The 21,837-nt window shown below is 44.3% G+C and carries 23 protein-coding genes and 1 pseudogene; 12 read left to right on the top strand and 12 right to left on the bottom strand.

What is annotated here, in order from left to right:
- Nucleotides 1-42: 42 nt before the first annotated feature.
- Nucleotides 43-381, bottom strand: coding sequence for a transposase (locus QZV86_RS10035; RefSeq protein WP_295627250.1), 339 nt, complete (start codon nt 379-381; stop codon nt 43-45).
- A gap of 104 nt (nt 382-485) precedes the next feature.
- Nucleotides 486-839: an outer membrane beta-barrel protein gene (locus tag QZV86_RS10040; protein WP_295627253.1), complete on the bottom strand. Its 354-nt coding sequence runs from the start codon at nt 837-839 to the stop codon at nt 486-488.
- 179 nt (nt 840-1,018) lie between these two features.
- Here QZV86_RS10040 and QZV86_RS10045 point away from each other — a divergent pair, with 179 nt between their 5' ends.
- Nucleotides 1,019-2,131, top strand: a complete 1,113-nt coding sequence (locus QZV86_RS10045) for a lytic transglycosylase domain-containing protein (protein WP_295627256.1) — start codon at nt 1,019-1,021, stop codon at nt 2,129-2,131.
- A gap of 18 nt (nt 2,132-2,149) precedes the next feature.
- On the opposite strand, the gene QZV86_RS10050 is transcribed toward QZV86_RS10045, so the two are convergent.
- The 5 genes from QZV86_RS10050 to QZV86_RS10070 all read right to left on the bottom strand — a co-directional run bounded on the left by QZV86_RS10050 (nt 2,150) and on the right by QZV86_RS10070 (nt 6,087).
- Nucleotides 2,150-3,514 carry an NAD-dependent succinate-semialdehyde dehydrogenase gene (locus QZV86_RS10050; RefSeq protein ID WP_295627259.1) on the bottom strand — a complete coding sequence of 455 codons (1,365 nt, stop codon included), beginning with the start codon at nt 3,512-3,514 and terminating at the stop codon, nt 2,150-2,152.
- A gap of 82 nt (nt 3,515-3,596) precedes the next feature.
- Nucleotides 3,597-3,818, bottom strand: a complete 222-nt coding sequence (locus QZV86_RS10055; RefSeq protein ID WP_295627262.1) for a DUF2798 domain-containing protein — start codon at nt 3,816-3,818, stop codon at nt 3,597-3,599.
- Between the two features lie 277 nt (nt 3,819-4,095).
- Nucleotides 4,096-4,833, bottom strand: coding sequence for a DNA polymerase III subunit epsilon (dnaQ, locus tag QZV86_RS10060; protein WP_295627264.1), 738 nt, complete (start codon nt 4,831-4,833; stop codon nt 4,096-4,098).
- Nucleotides 4,834-4,843: 10 nt separating this feature from the next.
- On the bottom strand, nt 4,844-5,314 hold the full coding sequence (rnhA, locus tag QZV86_RS10065) for a ribonuclease HI (RefSeq protein WP_295627267.1): 471 nt from the start codon (nt 5,312-5,314) through the stop codon (nt 4,844-4,846).
- Nucleotides 5,311-6,087 (bottom strand): methyltransferase domain-containing protein, encoded by a 777-nt coding sequence (locus QZV86_RS10070; protein ID WP_295627270.1) that lies wholly within the window; start codon nt 6,085-6,087, stop codon nt 5,311-5,313. The genes rnhA and QZV86_RS10070 overlap by 4 nt, the downstream gene beginning before the upstream one ends.
- Before the next feature lie 93 nt (nt 6,088-6,180).
- On the opposite strand from QZV86_RS10070, the gene gloB reads away from it, so the two are divergent.
- Nucleotides 6,181-6,954 (top strand): hydroxyacylglutathione hydrolase, encoded by a 774-nt coding sequence (gene gloB / locus QZV86_RS10075; protein WP_295627273.1) that lies wholly within the window; start codon nt 6,181-6,183, stop codon nt 6,952-6,954.
- 90 nt (nt 6,955-7,044) lie between these two features.
- Here the strand turns inward: gloB and QZV86_RS10080 are convergent, their stop codons facing one another.
- Nucleotides 7,045-8,751: a glutamine--tRNA ligase/YqeY domain fusion protein gene (locus QZV86_RS10080; protein WP_295627276.1), complete on the bottom strand. Its 1,707-nt coding sequence runs from the start codon at nt 8,749-8,751 to the stop codon at nt 7,045-7,047.
- A gap of 284 nt (nt 8,752-9,035) precedes the next feature.
- Here QZV86_RS10080 and rplM point away from each other — a divergent pair, with 284 nt between their 5' ends.
- From rplM to erpA, 6 genes are all read left to right on the top strand, one after another.
- On the top strand, nt 9,036-9,470 hold the full coding sequence (gene rplM, locus QZV86_RS10085) for a 50S ribosomal protein L13 (RefSeq protein ID WP_295627281.1): 435 nt from the start codon (nt 9,036-9,038) through the stop codon (nt 9,468-9,470).
- A gap of 3 nt (nt 9,471-9,473) precedes the next feature.
- Nucleotides 9,474-9,866, top strand: coding sequence for a 30S ribosomal protein S9 (rpsI, locus tag QZV86_RS10090; RefSeq protein WP_293006844.1), 393 nt, complete (start codon nt 9,474-9,476; stop codon nt 9,864-9,866).
- A 103-nt stretch (nt 9,867-9,969) separates the two neighbouring features.
- Complete coding sequence (gene argC / locus QZV86_RS10095) at nt 9,970-10,998, top strand: N-acetyl-gamma-glutamyl-phosphate reductase (RefSeq protein ID WP_295627287.1); 1,029 nt, start codon at nt 9,970-9,972, stop codon at nt 10,996-10,998.
- Nucleotides 10,999-11,139: 141 nt separating this feature from the next.
- Entirely contained in the window at nt 11,140-11,793 is a 654-nt protein-coding gene (locus tag QZV86_RS10100) for a DUF6776 family protein (RefSeq protein ID WP_295627291.1), read from the top strand.
- Between the two features lie 12 nt (nt 11,794-11,805).
- Nucleotides 11,806-12,264, top strand: coding sequence for a polymer-forming cytoskeletal protein (locus tag QZV86_RS10105; protein ID WP_295627294.1), 459 nt, complete (start codon nt 11,806-11,808; stop codon nt 12,262-12,264).
- 51 nt (nt 12,265-12,315) lie between these two features.
- On the top strand, nt 12,316-12,666 hold the full coding sequence (erpA, locus tag QZV86_RS10110; protein ID WP_295627320.1) for an iron-sulfur cluster insertion protein ErpA: 351 nt from the start codon (nt 12,316-12,318) through the stop codon (nt 12,664-12,666).
- A 21-nt stretch (nt 12,667-12,687) separates the two neighbouring features.
- Here the strand turns inward: erpA and QZV86_RS10115 are convergent, their stop codons facing one another.
- A complete protein-coding gene (locus QZV86_RS10115) occupies nt 12,688-13,785 on the bottom strand; it encodes an anhydro-N-acetylmuramic acid kinase (RefSeq protein WP_295627298.1) in 1,098 nt (365 codons plus the stop codon).
- 97 nt (nt 13,786-13,882) lie between these two features.
- On the bottom strand, nt 13,883-15,220 hold the full coding sequence (locus QZV86_RS10120; protein WP_295627301.1) for a peptidoglycan DD-metalloendopeptidase family protein: 1,338 nt from the start codon (nt 15,218-15,220) through the stop codon (nt 13,883-13,885).
- Nucleotides 15,221-15,366: 146 nt separating this feature from the next.
- Here QZV86_RS10120 and tyrS point away from each other — a divergent pair, with 146 nt between their 5' ends.
- The gene (gene tyrS / locus QZV86_RS10125; protein ID WP_295627304.1) at nt 15,367-16,569 is read left to right on the top strand and encodes a tyrosine--tRNA ligase; all 1,203 of its coding nucleotides are present in this window, start codon (nt 15,367-15,369) and stop codon (nt 16,567-16,569) included.
- Nucleotides 16,570-16,837: 268 nt separating this feature from the next.
- Entirely contained in the window at nt 16,838-18,214 is a 1,377-nt protein-coding gene (locus tag QZV86_RS10130) for a DEAD/DEAH box helicase (protein WP_295627307.1), read from the top strand.
- 188 nt (nt 18,215-18,402) lie between these two features.
- Here QZV86_RS10130 and QZV86_RS10135 read toward each other — a convergent pair whose 3' ends face one another.
- Together QZV86_RS10135 and QZV86_RS13815 are read right to left on the bottom strand one after the other, a co-directional pair.
- Complete coding sequence (locus tag QZV86_RS10135) at nt 18,403-18,942, bottom strand: manganese efflux pump MntP family protein (RefSeq protein ID WP_295627310.1); 540 nt, start codon at nt 18,940-18,942, stop codon at nt 18,403-18,405.
- A 182-nt stretch (nt 18,943-19,124) separates the two neighbouring features.
- Nucleotides 19,125-19,244: pseudogene (locus QZV86_RS13815) on the bottom strand (hypothetical protein); the annotation flags it as partial.
- 286 nt (nt 19,245-19,530) lie between these two features.
- Between QZV86_RS13815 and QZV86_RS10140 the strand changes: the two are divergent.
- A complete protein-coding gene (locus QZV86_RS10140) occupies nt 19,531-21,048 on the top strand; it encodes a PAS domain S-box protein (RefSeq protein WP_295627313.1) in 1,518 nt (505 codons plus the stop codon).
- 9 nt (nt 21,049-21,057) lie between these two features.
- A complete protein-coding gene (locus tag QZV86_RS10145; protein WP_295627316.1) occupies nt 21,058-21,732 on the top strand; it encodes a response regulator in 675 nt (224 codons plus the stop codon).
- The last annotated feature ends 105 nt before the right edge of the window (nt 21,733-21,837 follow it).

A 21,837-nucleotide genomic window follows, 5' to 3' on the forward strand; every position in this document is an offset into this window, starting at 1 on the left:
GGCTACACCGCTTTCTCCTCACTTGTCATACACCAGAAATAATCATAGCTCCAGTAATGATGACGCAAAGGGTGCCTTCGCTTGAAAACCTTTCAGGCCAATAAAATATTGCAGGTACGGATTTTCTCGAATCTGTTCAACCGTCTCTTCATCCGAGATCGATAATTTATGTTTAATAATCACCGCCCCAATCACAATTCTGGCATCTTTGGCTGGACGGCCTAGTCTTGAACATAACGTCTTATAGTAACTCTCGGACAATTCATCCCACGGTAGACAATCTCTCAGTTTTACCCAGCGATTATTGGGATCTAGAATCATGCCCGGCGGTGTATCAAATCCTTCGAGTGGCAGTTGCTTTTGGCTGATATAACGAATCATAGTGCACGGTTTTTGGTGTTAATTCACATATTTACGTGCACCATTTTACCAAATAATACAATATTGTTAAACTCAATCAGTTAGTTATGCTTTTTGAGTAAGCTCTAAATAGCGTCAGTACCAAACAGGAAATCGAAACAGCCACCGAGATCCCACTTTGTGCCTTCCGATTCAACATTACGTTGTAAAAATATATTGAGCTGATTCAACTGAAACTGATTAGCGCGATCAGAAAAAGTAACCGCCCCATTGAAACCATCGAAAGGATGGTTAGAATTATAAGTCGCGCCACCGTTAATCCAACCGCCCAATTCCAGACCGTTTTGTTCAAGCAAATTTGGCAGGTTGGTGGCATGCACATTGCCGATGCTCAGAAAAACAAGCAACAGAACTCCGATTGCCGCATATACTCTTGTGTTTCTATTTTCTCCTGCATTATGCATTTTTTCCTCGCTCATGTTCCTGATCGTGATAACTCAAAGTAAAATGACAGGAACGCACCTTAACGTAAGCAAGACAATACCGGATACCGGGGAAACCCTTATTCTTCGCCCAGTAAAGCCATTAAAAAATTAAATATGCATAAAGTACATTATCGGTTAATCACCATTGATCCAATTGCTTAGATCTTATTTCAATGGATAAAACAAATCCGCCCAACAATCCCGAAGCCGATGACATCAAGCCGAAACAGAGACGCAAACGCACTAAAGTTGTGCGTAATGCCAGCGCTACCAACAAGCCAAGAAAGCGAACCAAAAGAATTCAATCCAGTGGGCTCCGGCGGAAAATATTGCTGACTAGCATCGAAACTTTTGGTTTGGGCATTGCGGCATTTTGCGCCATTATCATGCTCCTCGGTTATTCCGCCAGTCGGTTTTCAGGCACCAGTTTTTTGGTCAACTTGCTACCGTTTGCTACCGGCGTACTGGGTTTGATATTAGCCGTAAGCCTATTTCTGGTTGGCTGGTGGAAGCTGAGAAAATGGCTGCGATTGCATTCGGAATTTCTGGCTCCGGCTTTATCCTTGATATTGGCGTTGCTGATTTCCTGGCTTGTCACACACGACCAATTCACACTGGCTTATGGCAATTTCCGCACTTTGGTCGGTGGCAAGGAAGAAGCTGGGCGCGTGACGATCTCGCATCAAGTCTATGCAGCTTACCGGCGACATGATGTCACGCAGCTGCAAAAAATGGTTAATCGCTCACAGGAATATCGGCAGGCGATCGAAGATGCCGCCCGTTCTTTTAATATGGATGTCAATCTGCTACACGGCATTGCAGCAACAGAATCATCTTTCATCCCGCGAGACAGCAGCGATGGTGGCAAAGGATTGTTCCAAATCACCCGCGTCCCGGAAGCAGTCATGGCGCAGGCACGCAAACGGCTTGGCTCAGAAAAAATCGCTTTGGAGAACTCTCGTCATAACGCTTTTGTCGCCGCAGCCACATTTAAACATTATTTGGCTGAAATGAAAGGCGATCTCTTTTTGGGATTGTTAGCCTACAACATCGGCCCCGCTAACGGAGGTTTACGTTTTATTATGCAACAATATGGCGCGGCCAATTTCACTACGATACAACCCTATCTGCAAACCCTGCCACGTGATTATCCGATCCGAGTACTATCATATTCACTGGCATTTCGCCTCTGGCATAAAGAGGGTAAATTACTCGCTTACGAAGAAGGCAATAATGCTATTTATATCCAACGCATCGGCATACCTGGATTACATACTGGTTTGTAATTGCTCAACCATTAACTGTCACTTGATCCACACCGTTTTAATATTCACAAATTCGCGAATGCCGTGATACGACAATTCCCGTCCGTAACCGGATTCCTTAATACCTCCAAATGGTAGGCGCGGGTCGCTTTTGACAATACCGTTGACAAAAGTGGAACCCGCATGAATCTGCCGCGCCAGCGCTTCGCCGAGCATCGCATCGCGTGTCCATACGCTGCCGCCAAGACCGAATTGCGTCCGATTGGCTAATTGAATCGCTTCCTCTGCATTTTTCACACGCACGATTGCCACGACCGGACCAAATAATTCTTCATCAAACGCTGCCATACCCGGCTGCACCTGATCCAGTATTGTCGGCGCGTAGTACGCGCCTTGCGCACCGATAACATTACCGCCAAATACAAGCTTAGCACCTGATGCTAGACTTCGTTCAACTTGTGTATGCAGCTCGGTGCGCAAGTCTTCACGCGCCATCGGCGCAATACCGGTGTCCTTGTGTTTCGGATCGCCGATTTGTAGCTGGCTGAAGAGCATTTTCAATTGCGCGACAAAAGCATCGGCAATCGTATCGATGAGAATAAAACGCTTGGCGGCAATGCAACTCTGCCCCATATTTTGCAAACGCGCCACAAGGGCCTGCTTGGCAGTTGATTCGATATCAGCATCATCCAGCACAATAAAGGGATCTGAACCGCCTAATTCGAGTACGCATTTTTTCAAGTGCTGCCCAGCAATTGCTGCGACTTTTCGTCCTGCAGCGCTACTGCCCGTCAAGGTAACGGCAGCAATGCGTCGGTCGGCAATGACTGCTTGCGCTTGTTCGGCACCAATCATCAGCGTGCAGAAGACATGCTCCGGAAAACCGGCTTGATGAAATGCATCTTCCAACGCCAGTGCACAACGCGGTACATTTGACGCATGCTTAAGCACCACCGCGTTACCCGCCATCATCGCCGGTGCAGCAGCGCGGATTAATTGCCAAAAAGGAAAATTCCACGGCATGATGCAAAGCACAGTACCTAAAGGCTGATAAACCACCAGACTGCGGCTGGCATCGGAGGCAATCATCTCGTCGCGCAGATAGGATTCAGCTTGATTAGCGTAATGCTCACAACCTAGCGCGCATTTTTCTATCTCCGCCCTAGCTTCCTTGAGCAATTTCCCCATTTCTTCGGTAATCAGATTGGCATATTCCTCGCTACGCTGCCGGAAGAGCTGCGCAAGATTGAGCATCAAACCCGATCGTTGCGCGAAACTAAACGACGCCCACTCAGCCTGCGCCGACTCCACTTGTTTCAGCGCCGCATCGATTTCTTCGGTTTGCCAAATTGCGAACGATTGTATGATTTGGCCTGTGGCCGGATTGATGGATTGCATTGGCATAAGAAAAAACCTTATCGAGTAACTTAAAATAATAATGCCGCTGACAAACATCCTTTTTCTATTGTTTGCTCTGCATTACTCATTAACGTATGAATGCCTCCACAATGCGTTTAAAGCACGGCGACACGAATAGCAGCAAAACAAAACCCACTGGAAATGCAATACTCCACGAATAAAGCCAGGGTTCGACAAAGACACCGGAAAAATCAAGATTTACAGCCGTAACAATTGCAGATACACACCCAGTCATGGTGGCAGACATCATTAAACAATAAATAACATGCGCTAATAGTTTCTGTTTCATGCAAATTCTGTGTTCTTAACTCGAAACTGCTCGCTCAACATTGTAAACAAGCTTATGTGAAGAAATTCTCAAATTTCCTGAGATTATTGCGCATTTTAAGTAATAGCTCTAAACCCTTATACGTAATTGGCCAGAGTCTAATTTTCGGTATTGCTGAAATGGTTTTGTACCTCTTGACATGTAATCACTTACCAGGAAATGCCACATCATCGGACATCTAAACACAATCCTTTCCAGATCTATAGAATCCAATCAGAAAAACAATCACAATGACTCATTAATTGCTCACCCTACTTGATTTCTCATCAGGCGTACCTGTCGTTTCAAGATTATTCCACAGGCACTTATTGTTACTTACTCGTGCAATTTCTCCTAGTATCTCGCGATGTTGCGCATTCTCTTCAGCAGTCGCCGCAATAACTCTTAAATTAGAACTGTCCAGATCTGTCAGCGAATGCTGCACAGCTTCAACATATTCCAATTCAATCAACAAGCTTTCTTGCCCACGCGTCATCGCAAGATAAACCTCCGCCAGCAATTCAGCGTCTAGTAATGCGCCATGCAGCTTACGCTTTGAATTGTCAACATTGTATCGTTCACACAAAGCATCAAGATTATTACGCTTACCAGGATGAAGCTCCTTTGCTAGTTTTAGTGTATCCGTTATTAGCGGGCAATAGCTATCGAGTGTTTTTAAATTGCTTAAACCTAACTCATGATTGATAAATCCAACATCAAAAGGCGCATTATGGATAATCAGCTCAGCTTCACTAATAAAACTCAAAAATTCCTTGGAAACCTCATGGAATTTTGGTTTATCTTGAAGAAATCCCATCGTTAAACCATGAACTTGCAAAGCACCCTCATCACTTTCTCGTTCTGGATTAAGATAGTAATGGAAATGACTGCTAGTAAATTGCCTATTACATAACTCAACGGCTGCAATCTCAACAATGCGATGCCCCAACTTGTATTCTAGGCCCGTTGTTTCAGTATCTAGCACAATTTGACGCATATTCCTGTCCCTAGCATTTTTGCAGCTCTTCAGTAACTATCACTTCAACGCCTCGATTAGCTAATTGATCAGCACGCTCATTGTCGGTATGCCCGGAATGTCCTCGCACCCAGCACCACTCGATTTCATGTTGTTGGGTCAATTGATCAAGCCGTTTCCAAAGATCTTCGTTTTTTACCGGCTTTTTACTTGCGGTGCGCCAATTGTGCACCTTCCATGAATCAAGCCATTCGCTAATACCTTTTTGCAAGTATTGTGAATCGGTATGTAAATGTACTTTGCAGGAACGCTTTAAAGATTCTAAAGCACGAATTGCAGCAAGTAACTCCATACGATTATTGGTGGTAAATTTCTCCCCGCCAAAAATTTCCCGTTCATGATCGCCGTATCGCAGCAAAGCTCCCCACCCTCCAATACCTGGGTTTCCTTTGCACGCACCATCCGTATATATCTCAACAACTTTTGAATCAGCCTCGATCATGATTTATTTAAATCATCAATCTGCCTTGAATTGCTTGATGATCGCTCTTCCTTAGAGGCTTTGATGATTTCCCGAGCAATCGGTACCATTTTTTTCTTGGCTTCCAAACTATTTTTCCAGTTAGGTTTGATAATTCGCATCCCATGCGTGTGTTTAATGGCATGCAAGAAATATACTCCCCCCGAAATTGGCCACCAGCGATCCCCTGCGGCCTCCATAAAACCAAACCGTCGGCGCCATTTTTCTTGCTTAAATGGTGGCGCATAGCAACAAAGTCGGCCACCAGCCATTTCAAAATCCAACAATTTCAACCAATCTTTAAGCCGCGATAATGCAATAAAATCTCCATTCCACGGAAATTCTCCTCGCATTGATTTTAAATGATGGCAGCCCCCCCATAGACTGAAGGGATTAAAACCTGAAATAACAAGATGGCCTTCGGGTATTAGAATTCGATGAACTTCTCTTAAAATTTGATGAGGATTTGCATTAAACTCGAGCGTATGTGGCAAAATGACAAGATCCATACTGTTAGTTTGGATAGGAAGAAAACCCGCCTCAGCACGTAACGAGACCTCGCGCTCAGGCCCTACAGAGAAACGTAAAGGCATTCGATTCAGGCGTAAAAAATCAAACTGCGGCCAACCTATCTGCACCGCATTGTAACCAAATATATTCGCCATAAGCTGATCAAAATAGCGGCGCTCATGTTCAATCAAATATTGACCAAGAGAAGACTCAAACCATTGCCGGGCATTTTGCTCAATCATCATGAACCGTATCGCTTACTCGATATCAGAATTTACACTATTTACTGACATCAATTAACACTTTTCATCGTGCCAACTTCTTTAAATGGAGCTTTCATGCTTAATATATATCCGGTACACGCGTTTAAAGACAATTATATATGGGTAGTCCATAATCAAAATTATGCAGTTGTTATTGATCCGGGTATCGCGGCCCCGGTGATTGAATATCTGCAATTAAATAAACTACAACTCTGCGCGATTCTTATTACTCATCACCATAACGACCATACCGGAGGTGTGGCGGGATTACTTCAGCGGTTTGATATTCCCGTATACGGACCAGACAATGAATCAATCACTGCCATAACAAATCCTGTGCAACAAAATGATATCGTAAACCTACCGGATATATCACTTAATCTCACGGTGTTAGATACACCTGGACACACTCGAGGGCATATTGCCTATTATGGGCCAGATCCATGGGATATGCTATTTTGTGGTGATACACTTTTTTCTTGCGGCTGCGGAAGAATATTCGAAGGGTCTGCAGCGCAACTCTATCAATCACTACAAAAAATCTCTCGGTTACCCGATGCTACCTTGATTTACTGCGCACATGAATACACTCTGAAAAACATAGCATTCGCCAAAGCTGTTGATCCAGAAAATAAGAAACTAAACGAGTTCGCAACCACTGCACAAGCATTACGTCACAAAAACACACCAACAATTCCGACAGCACTCGTACTCGAAAAAGCAATTAATCCGTTCCTGCGCTGCGAACATCGATCAATTATTAACAGTACACAAAATTATTCTAAGCAGCTACTGCAAAATCCTGCAGATATTTTCGCGGTATTACGCGAATGGAAAAATAAATTCTAGTCAGTTGCAGTTAATATTGATAATGAAAGGAGCGAATACCCATATGCCCAGATTGATTTATTGACTTGTAGCATTCATGCAGCAAAATAGTTACGTACCCGCCAACTTTCCCCACGAATCGCGAAGAGTTACAGCACGGTTAAACACCGGTTTATTGGGCTTCATATCGATTCGATCAGCAATGAAATAGCCATTGCGCTCGAACTGAAAGTTTTGTTCAGGTTTCACTTCACACAACGAAGGCTCTACATACGCCGCAATGATTTGCTTCGAGTTTGAATTCAATGAAGCTTTATAATCCTTGTCGCCACTATCTGGGTATGGATCTGCAAACAAACGATCATAAAGCCGTATTTCTGCCGCCTGTGCGTGTTTTATTGATAACCAGTGGATGTTGCCTTTAACTTTGCGGCTTTCTGCACCAGGAGTTCCACTTTTGGTGTCAGGATCGTAGGTGCAATGAATGGCTTCGATATCACCCTGTGCATTTTTATCCACTCGCACACACTTGACGATAAAAGCATAGCGTAATCGTACTTCAGCACCAGGTGCAAGGCGGAAATAGCCCTTAGTCGGCACTTCCATGAAATCATCACGCTCGATATACAAAATCTTAGAAAAAGGGATAGTACGTTTCCCCCATTCCGGTTTCTGCGGATGATTCGGCGCGAAGCAATCTTCTTGCTGATCCTCCAGGTAATTATCAATAATCAACTTGACTGGCTTAAGAATGGCAATACGGCGCGGCGCATTTTCATTCAGATCTTCACGCAAACAGTCCTCCAGCACGCCCATGTCAATCCAGGAATCAGCCTTGCTGATACCAATACGTTCAGTAAACAAGCGAATAGCGCGTGGCGTAAAGCCGCGACGACGCACTCCGGCCAGTGTGCTTAACCGAGGATCGTCCCAGCCGTCAACCAACTTGCGTTCCACCAGTTCAATCAATTTACGCTTGCTCATCACCGTATACGTCAAATTGAGGCGAGCAAATTCGATCTGCTGAGGGTGACACGGCACTTTATCAGCCAGCTGATCCAATACCCAGTCATAAAGCGGCCGGTGGTCTTCAAATTCGAGCGTACACAATGAGTGTGTAATCCTTTCAAGTGCATCGGAAATGCAGTGTGTATAGTCATACATCGGATAAATACACCATTGATTGCCAGTGCGTTGATGATGTACGTGGCGAATGCGATAAATCACCGGATCGCGCATATTGATATTGGGTGATGCCATGTCGATTTTAGCTCTCAACACATACTGGCCATCCGGAAATTCCCCGGCCTTCATCCTTCGAAACAAGTCCAGACTCTCCGCGATTGGGCGGTCACGAAAAGGGCTGTTTCTACCCGGATTAGTCAATGTGCCACGCAGTTCACGAATCTCATCAGCGGAAAGACTTTCTACATAAGCTTTTCCACGATTAATCAAATACTCTGCGAATTCATATAACTGATTGAAATAATCCGAAGAATAATAGAGATGTTGCCCCCAATCAAAACCCAACCAGGAAACACTGTCACAGATTGAGTCGACATACTCCTGAGCCTCTTTTTCCGGATTTGTGTCGTCAAAACGCAAGTGACACACGCCGCCATAATCGTGTGCAATGCCAAAATTCAAGCAAATACTCTTGGCATGACCAATGTGCAGGTAGCCGTTAGGTTCAGGCGGGAAGCGCGTTTCTACGCGCCCATGCCATTTATCGGAGCGGTTATCTTCCTCTACAATATTACGAATAAAATTGGAAGGCGCTGACTCAACGTGCAAACTGATTCCAGATTTCTCTCTCAAAGCGTATCTCTCGGCGTATTTTTAATAATATGAAATGCTACTTACTCATTTGGATAATCAGAAATTCACTCAAAATTATTCATTAAAAATGTCATTTTTCTTCTCTGTATGATTATAGCGGCGATTAGCGCAAAATCCACTAATCTTGAGCAAATACGCCCCACCACCTCCGGTTGCAGCACGAATATGGCAACAAGGTAAAAATAAAGCTTTCCAAATTTGACTTTTATCGATGACTGACTTAGAATTCTCGGCTCTTTTTGAATATGCAGGACAAGTTTTTCGTGAAAACATTTTCGGCCAAACCACACGAAGTAAATCATGACTGGTTCGTTATTGACGCGACCAATAAAGTATTGGGGCGCCTTGCTTCGCAGATTGCTCATCGCTTACGTGGCAAACATAAACCGATCTATACACCACATGTTGACACTGGCGATTACATTATCGTTGTTAATATTGACAAAATGCGAGTTACCGGCAACAAACTGGAAGATAAAGTCTACTATCGCCATACCGGCTACCCAGGTGGTATTTATGCAACCCCTTTAAACAAAATGCACGCACGCTTTCCAGCGCGTCCACTTGAGAAAGCGGTCAAAGGAATGCTGCCGAAGGGACCCTTGGGATATGCAATGATAAAGAAACTTAAAATTTATGCTGGAGAAACTCACCCGCATGCTGCCCAGCAACCCAAACCACTTGAAGTTAGAGCTTAATCTATGGCCACTCAATATAATTACGGTACCGGACGACGCAAAAGTGCTGTAGCACGCGTTTTTATCAAACCGGGGAAAGGCGCAATTGTCATTAATAATAAACCGATTGATGATTATTTTTCCCGAAAAACAGGTCGCATGATTGCAAGGCAACCTCTGGAATTAACTGATAATGCCAATTCATTTGATATTATGGTCAATATTCATGGCGGAGGGGAATCAGGTCAAGCTGGCGCAGTGCGTCATGGCATTACCCGCGCGTTGATCGATTACGATGCAACGCTTAAACCCACTTTAAGCAAGGCAGGCTTGGTAACCCGTGACGCGCGTGAAGTCGAGAGGAAGAAAGTTGGTTTTCGTAAGGCGCGACGGCGCAAGCAATTCTCTAAACGTTAGTTTTCTCGTATTAGGATTTCAAAAAAGCCGCCTCGATTGAGCGGCTTTTTTTGTTTTTTGTTAAAAGGCAAAATTATCTACCCAGAATATAACAGGAGTCACAATGATTAATGTCGGCATAGTTGGTGGAACAGGGTACACCGGCGTGGAATTACTGCGGTTACTGGCACTACACCCTAAAGTGAAAATCAAAGCAATTACCTCACGAAGTGAGGCTGGCATAAATGTCGCCGATTTATTTACCAACCTGCGAGGACATATCGATCTTAAATTCAGTGATCCGGCGGATGCAAAACTCAATAAATGCGATGTAGTATTTTTTGCCACGCCTAATGGCATTGCCATGCAACAAGCAGAATCCTTATTGAAGGCAGGCGTTAGAGTAATCGACTTGGCGGCAGACTTCCGTATCAAGAATGTTACTGAATGGGAAAAATGGTACGGCATGCAACATGCCTGCCCTGCTTTGGTTGCTGAAGCGGTATATGGCTTACCAGAAATCAACCGCGAGCTAGTAAAAAATGCGCGTCTTACCGCCAATCCCGGCTGTTACCCAACCGCTGTACAACTTGGTTTCTTGCCGCTAATAGAAGCCGACGTCATAGATATCAATCACCTCATCGCCGATGTCAAATCAGGTATTTCCGGTGCGGGACGCAAAGCCGAAGTACATACCTTGCACGCCGAAGCATCTGATAATTTCAAAGCTTATGGCGTGCCGGGGCACCGACATTTGCCCGAGATAAAACAAGGTCTTTCCAATGTCGCTCAAAAACCAGTTAACCTAACGTTTGTTCCACATCTAGTACCGATGATCCGCGGCATCCATGCTACGCTTTATGCCAAACTAACCCAGCGAATCGACCTGCAAACCTTGTACGAGAAACGTTACCAGAACGAGGCTTTTGTTGATGTACTACCTGCCGGAAAACACCCGGAAACTCGTTCTGTACGTGGTTCGAATATTTGCCGCATCGCCGTACATCAACCGCAAAATAGTGATACAGTTGTGGTACTATCGGTAACTGATAATTTAGTTAAAGGCGCAGCAGGGCAAGCCATACAAAACATGAATATCATGTTTGGCCTGCCTGAAGCACTGGGAATTAATCAAGTACCACTGTTACCTTGAGAACAACAATTCCCCCATATCACATCCAGATAAATTGAGCCGAATTCTGTAGAGCACCCGGTGTATAAGTTTTTCCAGAGAAAACCCAAAATTCTATCCCCGCGTGTCGTAGTTCGCCCACGCTCATCTTGGCAATCACGTTTGATAGGCATTATGATCGCATGCTCATTACTGCTCTTGCTTTCTTGGCTTATGTACGAAATGGGCAGACAATCGATCAACACGCAAGAAGATACTATTGAAGAAAAATTAGCCTACTTATTTGATCCTGGAACATGCAGGCAAACCAAGAAACAAAAATTATGCGCCCAGATTGGTGATTTAGCTCAGCAATTACAAATCAGCAGCACAGCCAATCAGAATCTTGCTGAAGAAATGAAGTCCCTTGCTAGCGAAAACGATCAATTAAAAGAACAACTGGAATTTTTCCAGCGTCTGATCGCCAGCAACACAAAAAATGGTATCTCAATTTATCAATTTAGTTTGAAAGAAACACAAACGCCTGGCGAGTACCGCTATGCACTGACATTAATTCAAGGTGGAGAAAGGCCGAATGATTTTAAGGGAAACTTAAGATTCACAGTTAAGCTGACGCAAAATGACCAGAGCAAAGTAATACCACTCACAAAAAAAAATCAGCAACTAGATTTTCCTGTTATCTTTAAGTTCTTCCATAGGATGGAAGAACTTTTTAAAGTACCACCGAATTCCATCGTAGAGAATATTCAGGTAGAAATTTTTAGAAATGATAACAACAAAGCCATACTATCTGAAACTATACAACCGGCATTGTGAAGGAGAGAGGAAATGTTCGGTAGAAAAAAGAAAAACCAACTGCATCATCACATTGATACTTTAATTGGTGCAAACACGAAAATTTCGGGTGATATTCATTTCACCGGCGGCCTTCGAATCGATGGACACATTACTGGAAACATCTTTGCAACCGATGACGAGCACAGCACACTCGTACTCAGCAATGAAGGCAGTATCAGAGGTAATATAAAAGCCACTAATGTTGTCATTAACGGCACTGTAACCGGCCCCATTGACGCGCAAGGATATCTGGAATTACAAGAAAAAGCCGAAGTTTTCGGCGATGTTCATTATGGTTCTTTAGAAATTCGGCTCGGCGCTTCCGTTGCTGGAAAAATGATTCATAAGCACAAGCGGGATTTAGAGGGTACGCAGCAATCAGAGAAAATGATAGCCTTAACTCCAGCAATCGATCAGCAAACCGCTACTACTAAAAATGATGCGCCCTGATTTATACTGTATAGTATTTGCCATCAATCCATAATTTGACAGCTTAAAGAAATTAATATGAACACTGAACTGAATAACCCCCTCACTTTTACTGAGAACGCAGCCTCGAAAGTTAAGCAACTCATTGAGGAAGAAGGCAACAACCATCTTAATCTTAGAGTTTTTATTAGTGGCGGCGGCTGCTCAGGCTTTCAGTACGGCTTCACTTTTGACGAATTGATCAATGAAGATGATACGGTAATGGAAAGAAACGGTGTCAAACTGCTGGTTGATCCTATGAGTTTCCAGTATCTAATCGGTGCTGAAATAGATTATCAAGAAAATATACAAGGCGCTCAGTTCATCATCAAAAATCCTGGCGCCACCAGCACTTGCGGTTGTGGGTCATCATTTTCAGTATAACGCGCATCTACATTAGAAATTTCACGCAGGGTAAACCGCCCCCAGAATTCTGCTTCCTTTCGCACCAGTCACCGCTGTCAGATTGCCCGTTTTACGTAAAATCGCCTGATGTGCCAGCCAAGCAAATGCGAAAGCTTCTACCCAGTCGATCGCAATACCTAATTGATCAGTCAACACAACCCCCCCGCGTATTACCTCAGCAAGCCGACTCATCAGTAAAGAATTATGTCCTCCTCCTCCACAAACATAAACCTCTTCCGCGCCCAAACAATGAGTATGGATAGACTCGGCAATTGACACAGCAGTTAGTTGCAACAACGTTGCCTGGACATCTTCTGGCGATTCCCCATCCTGCAACTTCTTTCCCAGCCAATGAAGATTAAACAAATCCCTGCCTGTACTTTTAGGGGGCTTAAGAGCAAAAAAGGGATCTGACAACAAGGCTTCCAGTAAAGCAGAAACAACCTGGCCGGTTGCTGCCCACTGCCCGTTCTGATCATAAGTTCTTCCGGTATGCTGCAAACACCATGCATCCATTAATACATTACCCGGTCCACAATCAAATCCCGTGACCGCGTGATGAGGATCAAGATTCGTGAGATTGGCTATACCACCGATATTAACGATTACGCGATGGCAGTTTGGACTCTTAAAGACAGCTTCGTGAAACGCAGGTACCAGCGGCGCACCTTGTCCGCCTGCGGCAATATCACGGCTTCTAAAATCAGCGACTACTGCGATTCCTGTTAATTCAGCTAACAAAGCCGCATTGACAAGCTGAATCGTATAGCTTTTCTCCATCTCAGGGCAATGCCTAACCGTTTGTCCATGGCATCCAATGGCAACGATCTGCTGTGAAAAAACACCAGCACTTCTTAGTAAATCTGTAATTGCTTCCGCATATCGATATGACAACTGGTTGCTGAGCATTGCCGCGCGATGGAGTTCATCATAACCCGATTGGTGCAACAATAGCAGCGCTTCACGCAAATCATTGCTATATGGACCATAGAAAGTTCCCAATAATAACGGAGTTGTTTCCCGCAGATCCACCAACACGACGTCCACACCATCTAGACTGGTGCCCGACATCATCCCTATGTAATAAATGGATTTCAACTATTCGAGTATATTGAGGGCAGTGGGAGGCAATTTTAATTGATAAATCGACGATTTGTTCGAAAAAACAAACCGTCAATCGATAAGACTCAGCAGATTACTCTATGGCAGCGAGATGAATGTCGCGCATAATACTTAAACGAGCCAGCAAAGCTTGTGCCTCATTCTTAAATGTATTTAAATCGCGCTTTGCTATCGGTATTGCAGTTGGCAACACGACTTTAGTTGGATCACGCTGCACGCCATCAACACGCAATTCATAATGTAAATGCGGCCCTGTCGCCATGCCCGTCGAGCCCACATAACCAATCAAATCTCCCTGGTTTACCCGCTTACCTTTACTTAACCCAGAAGCAAACCGAGACAAGTGACCGTAGGCTGTTTCATATTTACCGTTATGTTTGAGCACAACCAAATTGCCATAACCACGTTGCGAACCGGAAAAAGCAACAATTCCACTTGCCGTGGCTTTTACAGGAGTGCCGGTAGGAGCGGCATAATCAATACCACGATGGGCACGCCACTGTTTAAGTACGGGATGAAAGCGCCTGTTCGTAAAACCGGAACTGACACGTGTAAAAGCAAGGGGAGAAAGCAAGAAGGCTTTGCGTAAACTTTCGCCTTCGGGAGTGTAATACCCATCTGAACCATTGTACGATTTGAAATAAACCGCCTGGTGAGATTTTCCTTTGTTGACAAATTCAACCGCCAGCACTCGTCCAGATCTAGTACGTCTACCATTGTTTGAAAAAGTTTCATAAACTACGGTAAAACGGTCTCCTTGACGTAAATCCCGATAAAAATCAATTTCTGATGCAAATATTTCAGTCAGCTGCATGGCAATATTGTTAGGTATGCCAGCATTATCCGTCGCGCCAAACAAAGAACTGTTAATCACGCCGGATTTCATGTGAATCTGCGCATCTAATTCAATCGACTGCTCCGTCATCTTGAATGCATCGTCTGTTTTTTCCATCAAAAACAGCTCTTCATTCCCGAAGAAATAACGTAACGACAACAATTCACCTTCAGCAGTCGTTTGCGCATAAACGGTTTTACCGGGTCTAAGCTGCCGCATCGCACGACTATCACGTGCCGCTTGAAGAAAATAGGTAGAGTCTTGGCTGCTGACATCCAATCGGTTCAAGATCGCGGCCATCGTATCACCGCGCCGAATACTTTCCTGACGCCAGAAGGACTGATTAGATTGCGCCTCGACAAGCGCATCTGGAATGGATAAATCAAGATCAAGAACAATTTCTTCTATGGGGATTTCTCCAAATGACGGAGAATTAGGTGCGATACCAAATGCAGTGACAATACCAAATAGTGGAATGCTGGATAAAGCCACTAACCAGCGAATTGATTTTTTTGTTAGTTTAGATGATTTTTGAGCTAGAATCCTTTGTTTACTGCTAACAGGCGTATATAGCACTATGAAGTACCTCCAGTCATGTAACTAAGACAGGCGCGAGTCTAACATGAAAATAGTCAATGTGTACTAAGAAACAACTAAAAATGACCTAAATAAGCATTTCAGAATAACATTTTACCAATAAAAATTACAAATTAACCCCCAACGTGAACAGCTCAATAAAATCTCAACTTGAAATCATCAAACGCGGCAGTCAAGAGTTATTGGTCGAAGCCGAGATGGAAACCAAGCTAAATTCTGAACAGCCTTTGCGCATTAAAGCCGGGTTCGACCCGACAGCACCGGATCTACATCTTGGCCATACGGTATTACTGAATAAATTGCGCCAGCTACAGGATATGGGACACCATATTTTATTTCTAATCGGCGATTTCACCGGCATGATCGGAGATCCCAGTGGAAAAAATAGCACCCGCCCGCCGCTCACCCGGGAGCAGGTTGCAGAAAATGCGCAATCCTATACCACACAGGTCTTTAAAATTCTAAATCCGGATCACACTGAAGTGGTGTTTAATTCCATTTGGATGGGCAAAATGGATGCCACGGATCTGATCAAACTAGCTGCAACCCATACTGTTGCACGAATGCTGGAACGAGATGATTTCGACAAACGCTACCGCAACAATCAAGCGATTGCCATTCATGAATTTTTGTACCCCTTGATTCAGGGTTTCGATTCTGTCGCACTCAAAGCAGATCTGGAATTGGGCGGAACCGATCAGAAATTCAATTTATTGATGGGAAGAGAACTACAAAAACATTTTGGACAACCGCAACAATGCATTCTTACCATGCCGTTACTTGAAGGATTAGACGGCGTTAACAAAATGTCCAAATCCTTGAATAATTATATCGGCATCACCGAAAGCCCAACCGAAATTTTCGGCAAGTTAATGTCGATCTCAGATCAACTGATGTGGCGTTATCTAGAATTACTGTCTTTTGAATCGCTACAAACCATTCAAAAATGGCGTGAAGAAGTTGAAACAGGCCGTAATCCGCGCGATATCAAAGTGATGCTAGCACAGGAAATCGTTACCCGCTTTCACGACCGGGGCAGTGCCGAGGATGCGCTGATCGACTTTGAAGCACGGTTCAAACACGGCGCATTGCCCGATGATATCCCAGAAAAAATAATCCAGACCCCAGACAACGAAATACCTCTGGTGCAATTATTAAAACAGACGGGATTAACCGCCAGCACCAGCGAGGCGCTACGCATGATCGAACAAGGTGCTGTCAAATTGAACAACGAAAAAGTGACTGATAAATCGACCCAAATAACACGCGGCACATCTATTGTGATACAAGTTGGCAAACGAAAATTTGCCAAAGCCATTATTCAATAAAAAAACATCATCGCAAACAATTGCAAGGCCTAGAAGAATCCAGTATAATTCGCGCCTCGAAGTTGAGCAGAGTATTTTTTGATCAACTTTGCATGGCTTCATCGTTCCTGACCTTTCCAATTTTTCAAGTTTTTTCCGAAAAAGTGCAACAACTTTGGTTAGCGGCGATGCTTTTTAACGCGCTGACAAGGTTTCGCACAATTCACATTCGCGGCATGCAAATTATGATGCCTGTGTGTTTCATTGTCTGTATTTTTAGGAAAATAACGTGTCTTTTGAAGAACTAAACTTAAATCCCTCAATACTTAGAGCAATTCAAGAAGCGGGGTATACCACCCCAACACCGATTCAGCAACAAGCCGTGCCCGAATTAATCGCCGGCCACGATATTATGGCCTCTGCACAAACAGGTACCGGCAAAACCGCTGCATTCATGCTACCGGCATTACATGCGCTGGCAACACCGACGCAAATCCGCAGCCGCGGACCACGCGTTCTGGTGCTGACACCAACCCGTGAATTAGCACTGCAAGTATCCGAGGCCGCAAAGAAATACGGCAAGTATTTACCGCGCATCAACGTGGTGAGCATCCTGGGCGGCATGCCCTATCCACTGCAGAACAAATTATTGTCACAGCCGGTTGATATTCTGGTGGCCACGCCAGGACGATTGATTGATCACATTCAACGCGGACGCATTGATTTCAAACGCCTGCAAATGCTGGTACTGGACGAAGCAGATCGCATGCTGGATATGGGCTTCATTGAAGATGTCGAAACCATCGCAGCCGCCACACCGGCCACCCGGCAAACTTTGCTGTTCTCCGCCACGCTGGACAACGCGATTGACAGAGTTGCCGCAAAATTATTAAAAACACCGAAACGCATTCAAGTATCATCGCCTAAATCCAAGCTCGACAATATTGAACAGCGATTACATTACGCTGACGACATGTCGCACAAAAACCGTCTGCTCAATCATGTATTGCGCGACGAGACATTGAAACAAGCCATTGTTTTCACCGCTACCAAACGCGATGCCGATTCCTTAGCGGACAACTTGTATGCACAGGGCTATGCTGCAGCCGCACTGCATGGCGATATGAATCAGCGCGAGCGTACCCGCACATTGACCCGGCTGCGCAACGGCGGCCTGCGCGTGCTGGTAGCAACCGATGTCGCTGCCCGCGGTATCGACGTCGCCGATATCACACATGTCATCAACTTTGACTTACCCAAATTCGCCGAAGACTATGTCCATCGCATTGGCCGTACAGGACGTGCAGGCGCAGCAGGTATAGCAGTTTCATTCGCCTCGGTGAAAGACGGCATGAACCTGACAAAAATTGAACGCTACACCGGGCAACGCATTGCATCGCATACCATCCCAGGTCTTGAGCCTCGTATCAAACCACGCTCCCCAGGTAACGGACCCAGAGGTACGCCTAACGTTACTCAAAGACGCAAACGCTCACCTTTCGCCGGTCATGACAGCCGCCCTGGCTTCGGCGCAACGGGTGAATCCGGCAGAAACCGTAACGGGCAACGCGGTCGCTCCATCGACGCCGACAATCGCGGCAATTCTTTCCGGAACAGTAATAGCAACGGTAACAGAACCGGCTACCAAGCTGCGCGTTCTAAGTAATTACCCCCAAAGTTCCATTGCTCCGATTTATTCAGGGCAATGGAACTTTGTCGACATTACATCTCAAAGTGATAGAAGACACATAACGCATGTCTCACACATAGCGTTTGCCATAAACCATACAAGACACGAACGTCGGTTTTAATAGTGTTTTTTATATGTTTGATATCACGGCCAATAAACATACTTTATGACAGCAATACTTTCAGCCCAATTACTATAAGGATGACGCCACCTAATAATCCAGCTTTACTCTCAAGCCATGCGCCGCTTTTCACGCCTACAAATACGCCTAACCAGCTAAAACAGAAAGTTGTAATACCAATAATCATGCAAGCAATAAACAGGTTTACATCAAGCAATGTCAGTGTAAAACCGGCCACCATTGCATCAGTACTTGTTACAATGGCAAGTATTAGCATCACTCTATGCGTAATCTTTACTATATCTTCTTCAATACCCTCAGCAAATGATTCATAAATCATCTTTCCACCGATTAACACGAGCAGCGAGAATGCCACCCAATGCGCGTACCCCTCAACCCAACCTACAATACCTCTCCCTCCAAGATAACCGATCAACGGCATTAGTGCCTGAAAGATTCCAAAATATGCCCCTGCTTTAAACGCCAAGGCAATGGTAATTGTTTTCTGTTTCGATCCCAGGCCAATAGATACGGCAAACGCATCCATACTTAATGCAACTGCTAAAAACAATACATCAATCATTTGCTAGCTCTTAGATCGTGTAGCCACGAGATATTTGTCTAGATAGCGCGATGCATCTGATTTGCACAGCGGCGAGGAATGAGATGGTATTTTGGGCGTATCTTGTGGCAATGTCGCGCCATCTCTTGAGATGTAGTTACAAAAACAAGGTCAGTTCCAGAATCAAGATTCGGAAACACAGAGATATGGACAGAAACCTCCTCACTACCTTGGGATGGCGTTATGAATCCGAATCCTCGGTTGTCATTCCACTTTGGAGAGTGCCTTCGATGCGCATTTGGAATGTCTAACGTAATATGCAAGATAAGATTTCGTCCAATATTCTATTAAATAATGCCATACAATCTGTATTTGAAGGAGATTATCATAATGATAATATTGCTTTGTATTTTAATAAAGCACCCCACCGCGAGCAGCGGGGAATTAAATCCGGAAGAGATTAAATAATCAATGGTCTCAGGAAAATACGACATTGCCGCCCGCTAAAAAATTTCTGGATCAAGTGCAGGAAAGGGCTCGTTTCAAGCATTTCAGTTTAACAGACCATTGAAAAACCATGATTAACTCACTTAAGTTGTTTACTATGCCATGAATTCCAGATCCGACTTTAACCTGAAATATTTCGATTCGTTTGAGTCCCAGAAAGAACGGCTACACCTTCTGAGTATTACTGCTCAAATTGGTGATTGGTCTCACACATTTTCCACAAATTTCACTGCCTGGTCGAAGTATCTTTATCAATTTTATGAAGTCGGAAAAGATTTTGAGTGTTTCCATTTACTTGAAAACACGCATTACTACGCCGAATCTGAAGCAAGAAAAATGCGCGCTTTGATGGCGCAAGTTACAACGCACAAAGAAGAGTACAGTAATGAATTCCTAGTAAAAATGCCGGATGGACGAATTAAATGGCACACCACGACCCTCTATCCTATGCTCGATCCGAATGGAGATATTATCGGTTTATATGGCGTGTTACAAAATATCACTGCCCGGAAGAAAAATGAATTGGAGTTACAGCGCATGGCCTATGTCGCTGAGAAAACCAACGGCATTGTGATGATTACCGATCCTGAGAGAAAAATTATTTGGATCAATCATAGCTTTGAAGAAATTCTGGGTTATAGTACCGAAGAAGTGATCGGGATTGATCCGGCAGCTTTTCTTCAGGGGCCTGAAACTTCCAGCGCAACCATCCAGGAAATTGCCCGGTCGTTGAGAAACACCGGCACATTCTCCGGTGAAATTCTCAATTACACCAAAGCAGGAGAGAAAATCTGGCTGTACCTGAATATCGCCGCAGTATACGATGACACAGGAAAGTTGATCAATTATGTGGCGGTAGAAAATGACATCACACTGATAAAAATGGCCGAGCAACGGTTGCAAAAAATGATGGAAAAAGAGCGCGAATTGAACCGTTTCAAGACGCAATTTGTTAACCTTGCCTCGCACCAATTCCGCACGCCGCTTGCCACGATTCGCTCCAGCATTGATTTGTTGGATCTAAAAATGGAATCAACCCATCTTAGCGCCGACTTCGTTGCGCTGTTCCAAAAACATAAAGCTATCATGGCCGAGGAAACCACGCGCATGACCGAGCTCATGGAAAATATTTTAGATATCGGACGAATTAACGAAGGCAAAATTGAATTGTCGAAAAAGGATCTTTCATTCAAACAATTTATGGACACTTTTGTTGCTGCCAATGTAGAACCCGGTGGGCAGCAGAGAAAACTCAATTACCAATTTGATGCATCCGATCGAATCATCAGCATGGATGAAATTCTGCTGCAGAATATATTGCGCAATATCGTGTCGAATGCGTTTAAATATTCAGAAGGAAAGCCACCACCTAGTCTCGGTGTACGCTTCCAGAATAATGCTTTCTTTGTCACCATCATGGATCATGGCATTGGTATTCCAGAAAAAGACCAACCCTTTCTATGTCAATCATTTTTCCGGGCGTCCAATGCCAAGATTTTTCCAGGAAGCGGGCTGGGACTCATGATCGCAAAAAAACTCATCGCACTTCATGGTGGAAACATCAGTATAGAAAGTAAAGCCGGCAACGGTTGCACGGTAACGATTCGACTACCAGTATAGGCTGCGACGATGAACAATACATTAATCCTTATCGTCGAAGACGAAAAATCGCTACGTGATAATATTTCCGAAATCATCCGGCATTATGGCTTTCGTGTAATCAGCGCGCCTTCAGGGGAGGATGGAATAAAAACCGCGCTGGAATTTATTCCCGATATCATCATTTGTGACATCATGCTGCCTGGAATTGATGGCTTCGACGTGCTTGCCCGATTAAAACAAGCGCCCCAGCTATCATCCACTGCTTTTATTTTCTTGACCGCAAAATCGACCCGCTCCGATACTCGCATGGGCATGAACATGGGCGCGGATGATTATCTTACCAAGCCATTCACCAAAGAAGAATTAATTAACAGCATCCATGCAAGAATTGAGAAATTAGCAAAAACACTGAATACTCAGGGGGAGCACGACAAATTAATCGAAACCGCACTGGATAAAATAACAAGCCTCACAAAATCAGAGCGCAAAGTACTCGCAAAAATTTCTGCAGGTTTCACCACGCCACAAATTGCCCAAAAGCTGTTTGTAAGTCAAAAAACCATTGAGAATCACCGTGTCAATATTTCACGAAAACTCAATCTTAGCGGACCTAATAGTCTGATTAACTTTGCGCTGCGATTACAGGGACAATATTTAGAAAACCCTGCTCCCGTTAATTCCCCCTCCGCTTCATCACGTTGACACCTTCTCGAACCACGACTTCCTCATCCTTTCATTCGATCTTAAGTCTTTTATGTAGAGCTTACTCAAAAAGCATAACTAACTGATTGAGTTTAACAATATTGT

This window comes from uncultured Nitrosomonas sp. (genome assembly GCF_902826915.1).
GTDB lineage: Bacteria > Pseudomonadota > Gammaproteobacteria > Burkholderiales > Nitrosomonadaceae > Nitrosomonas.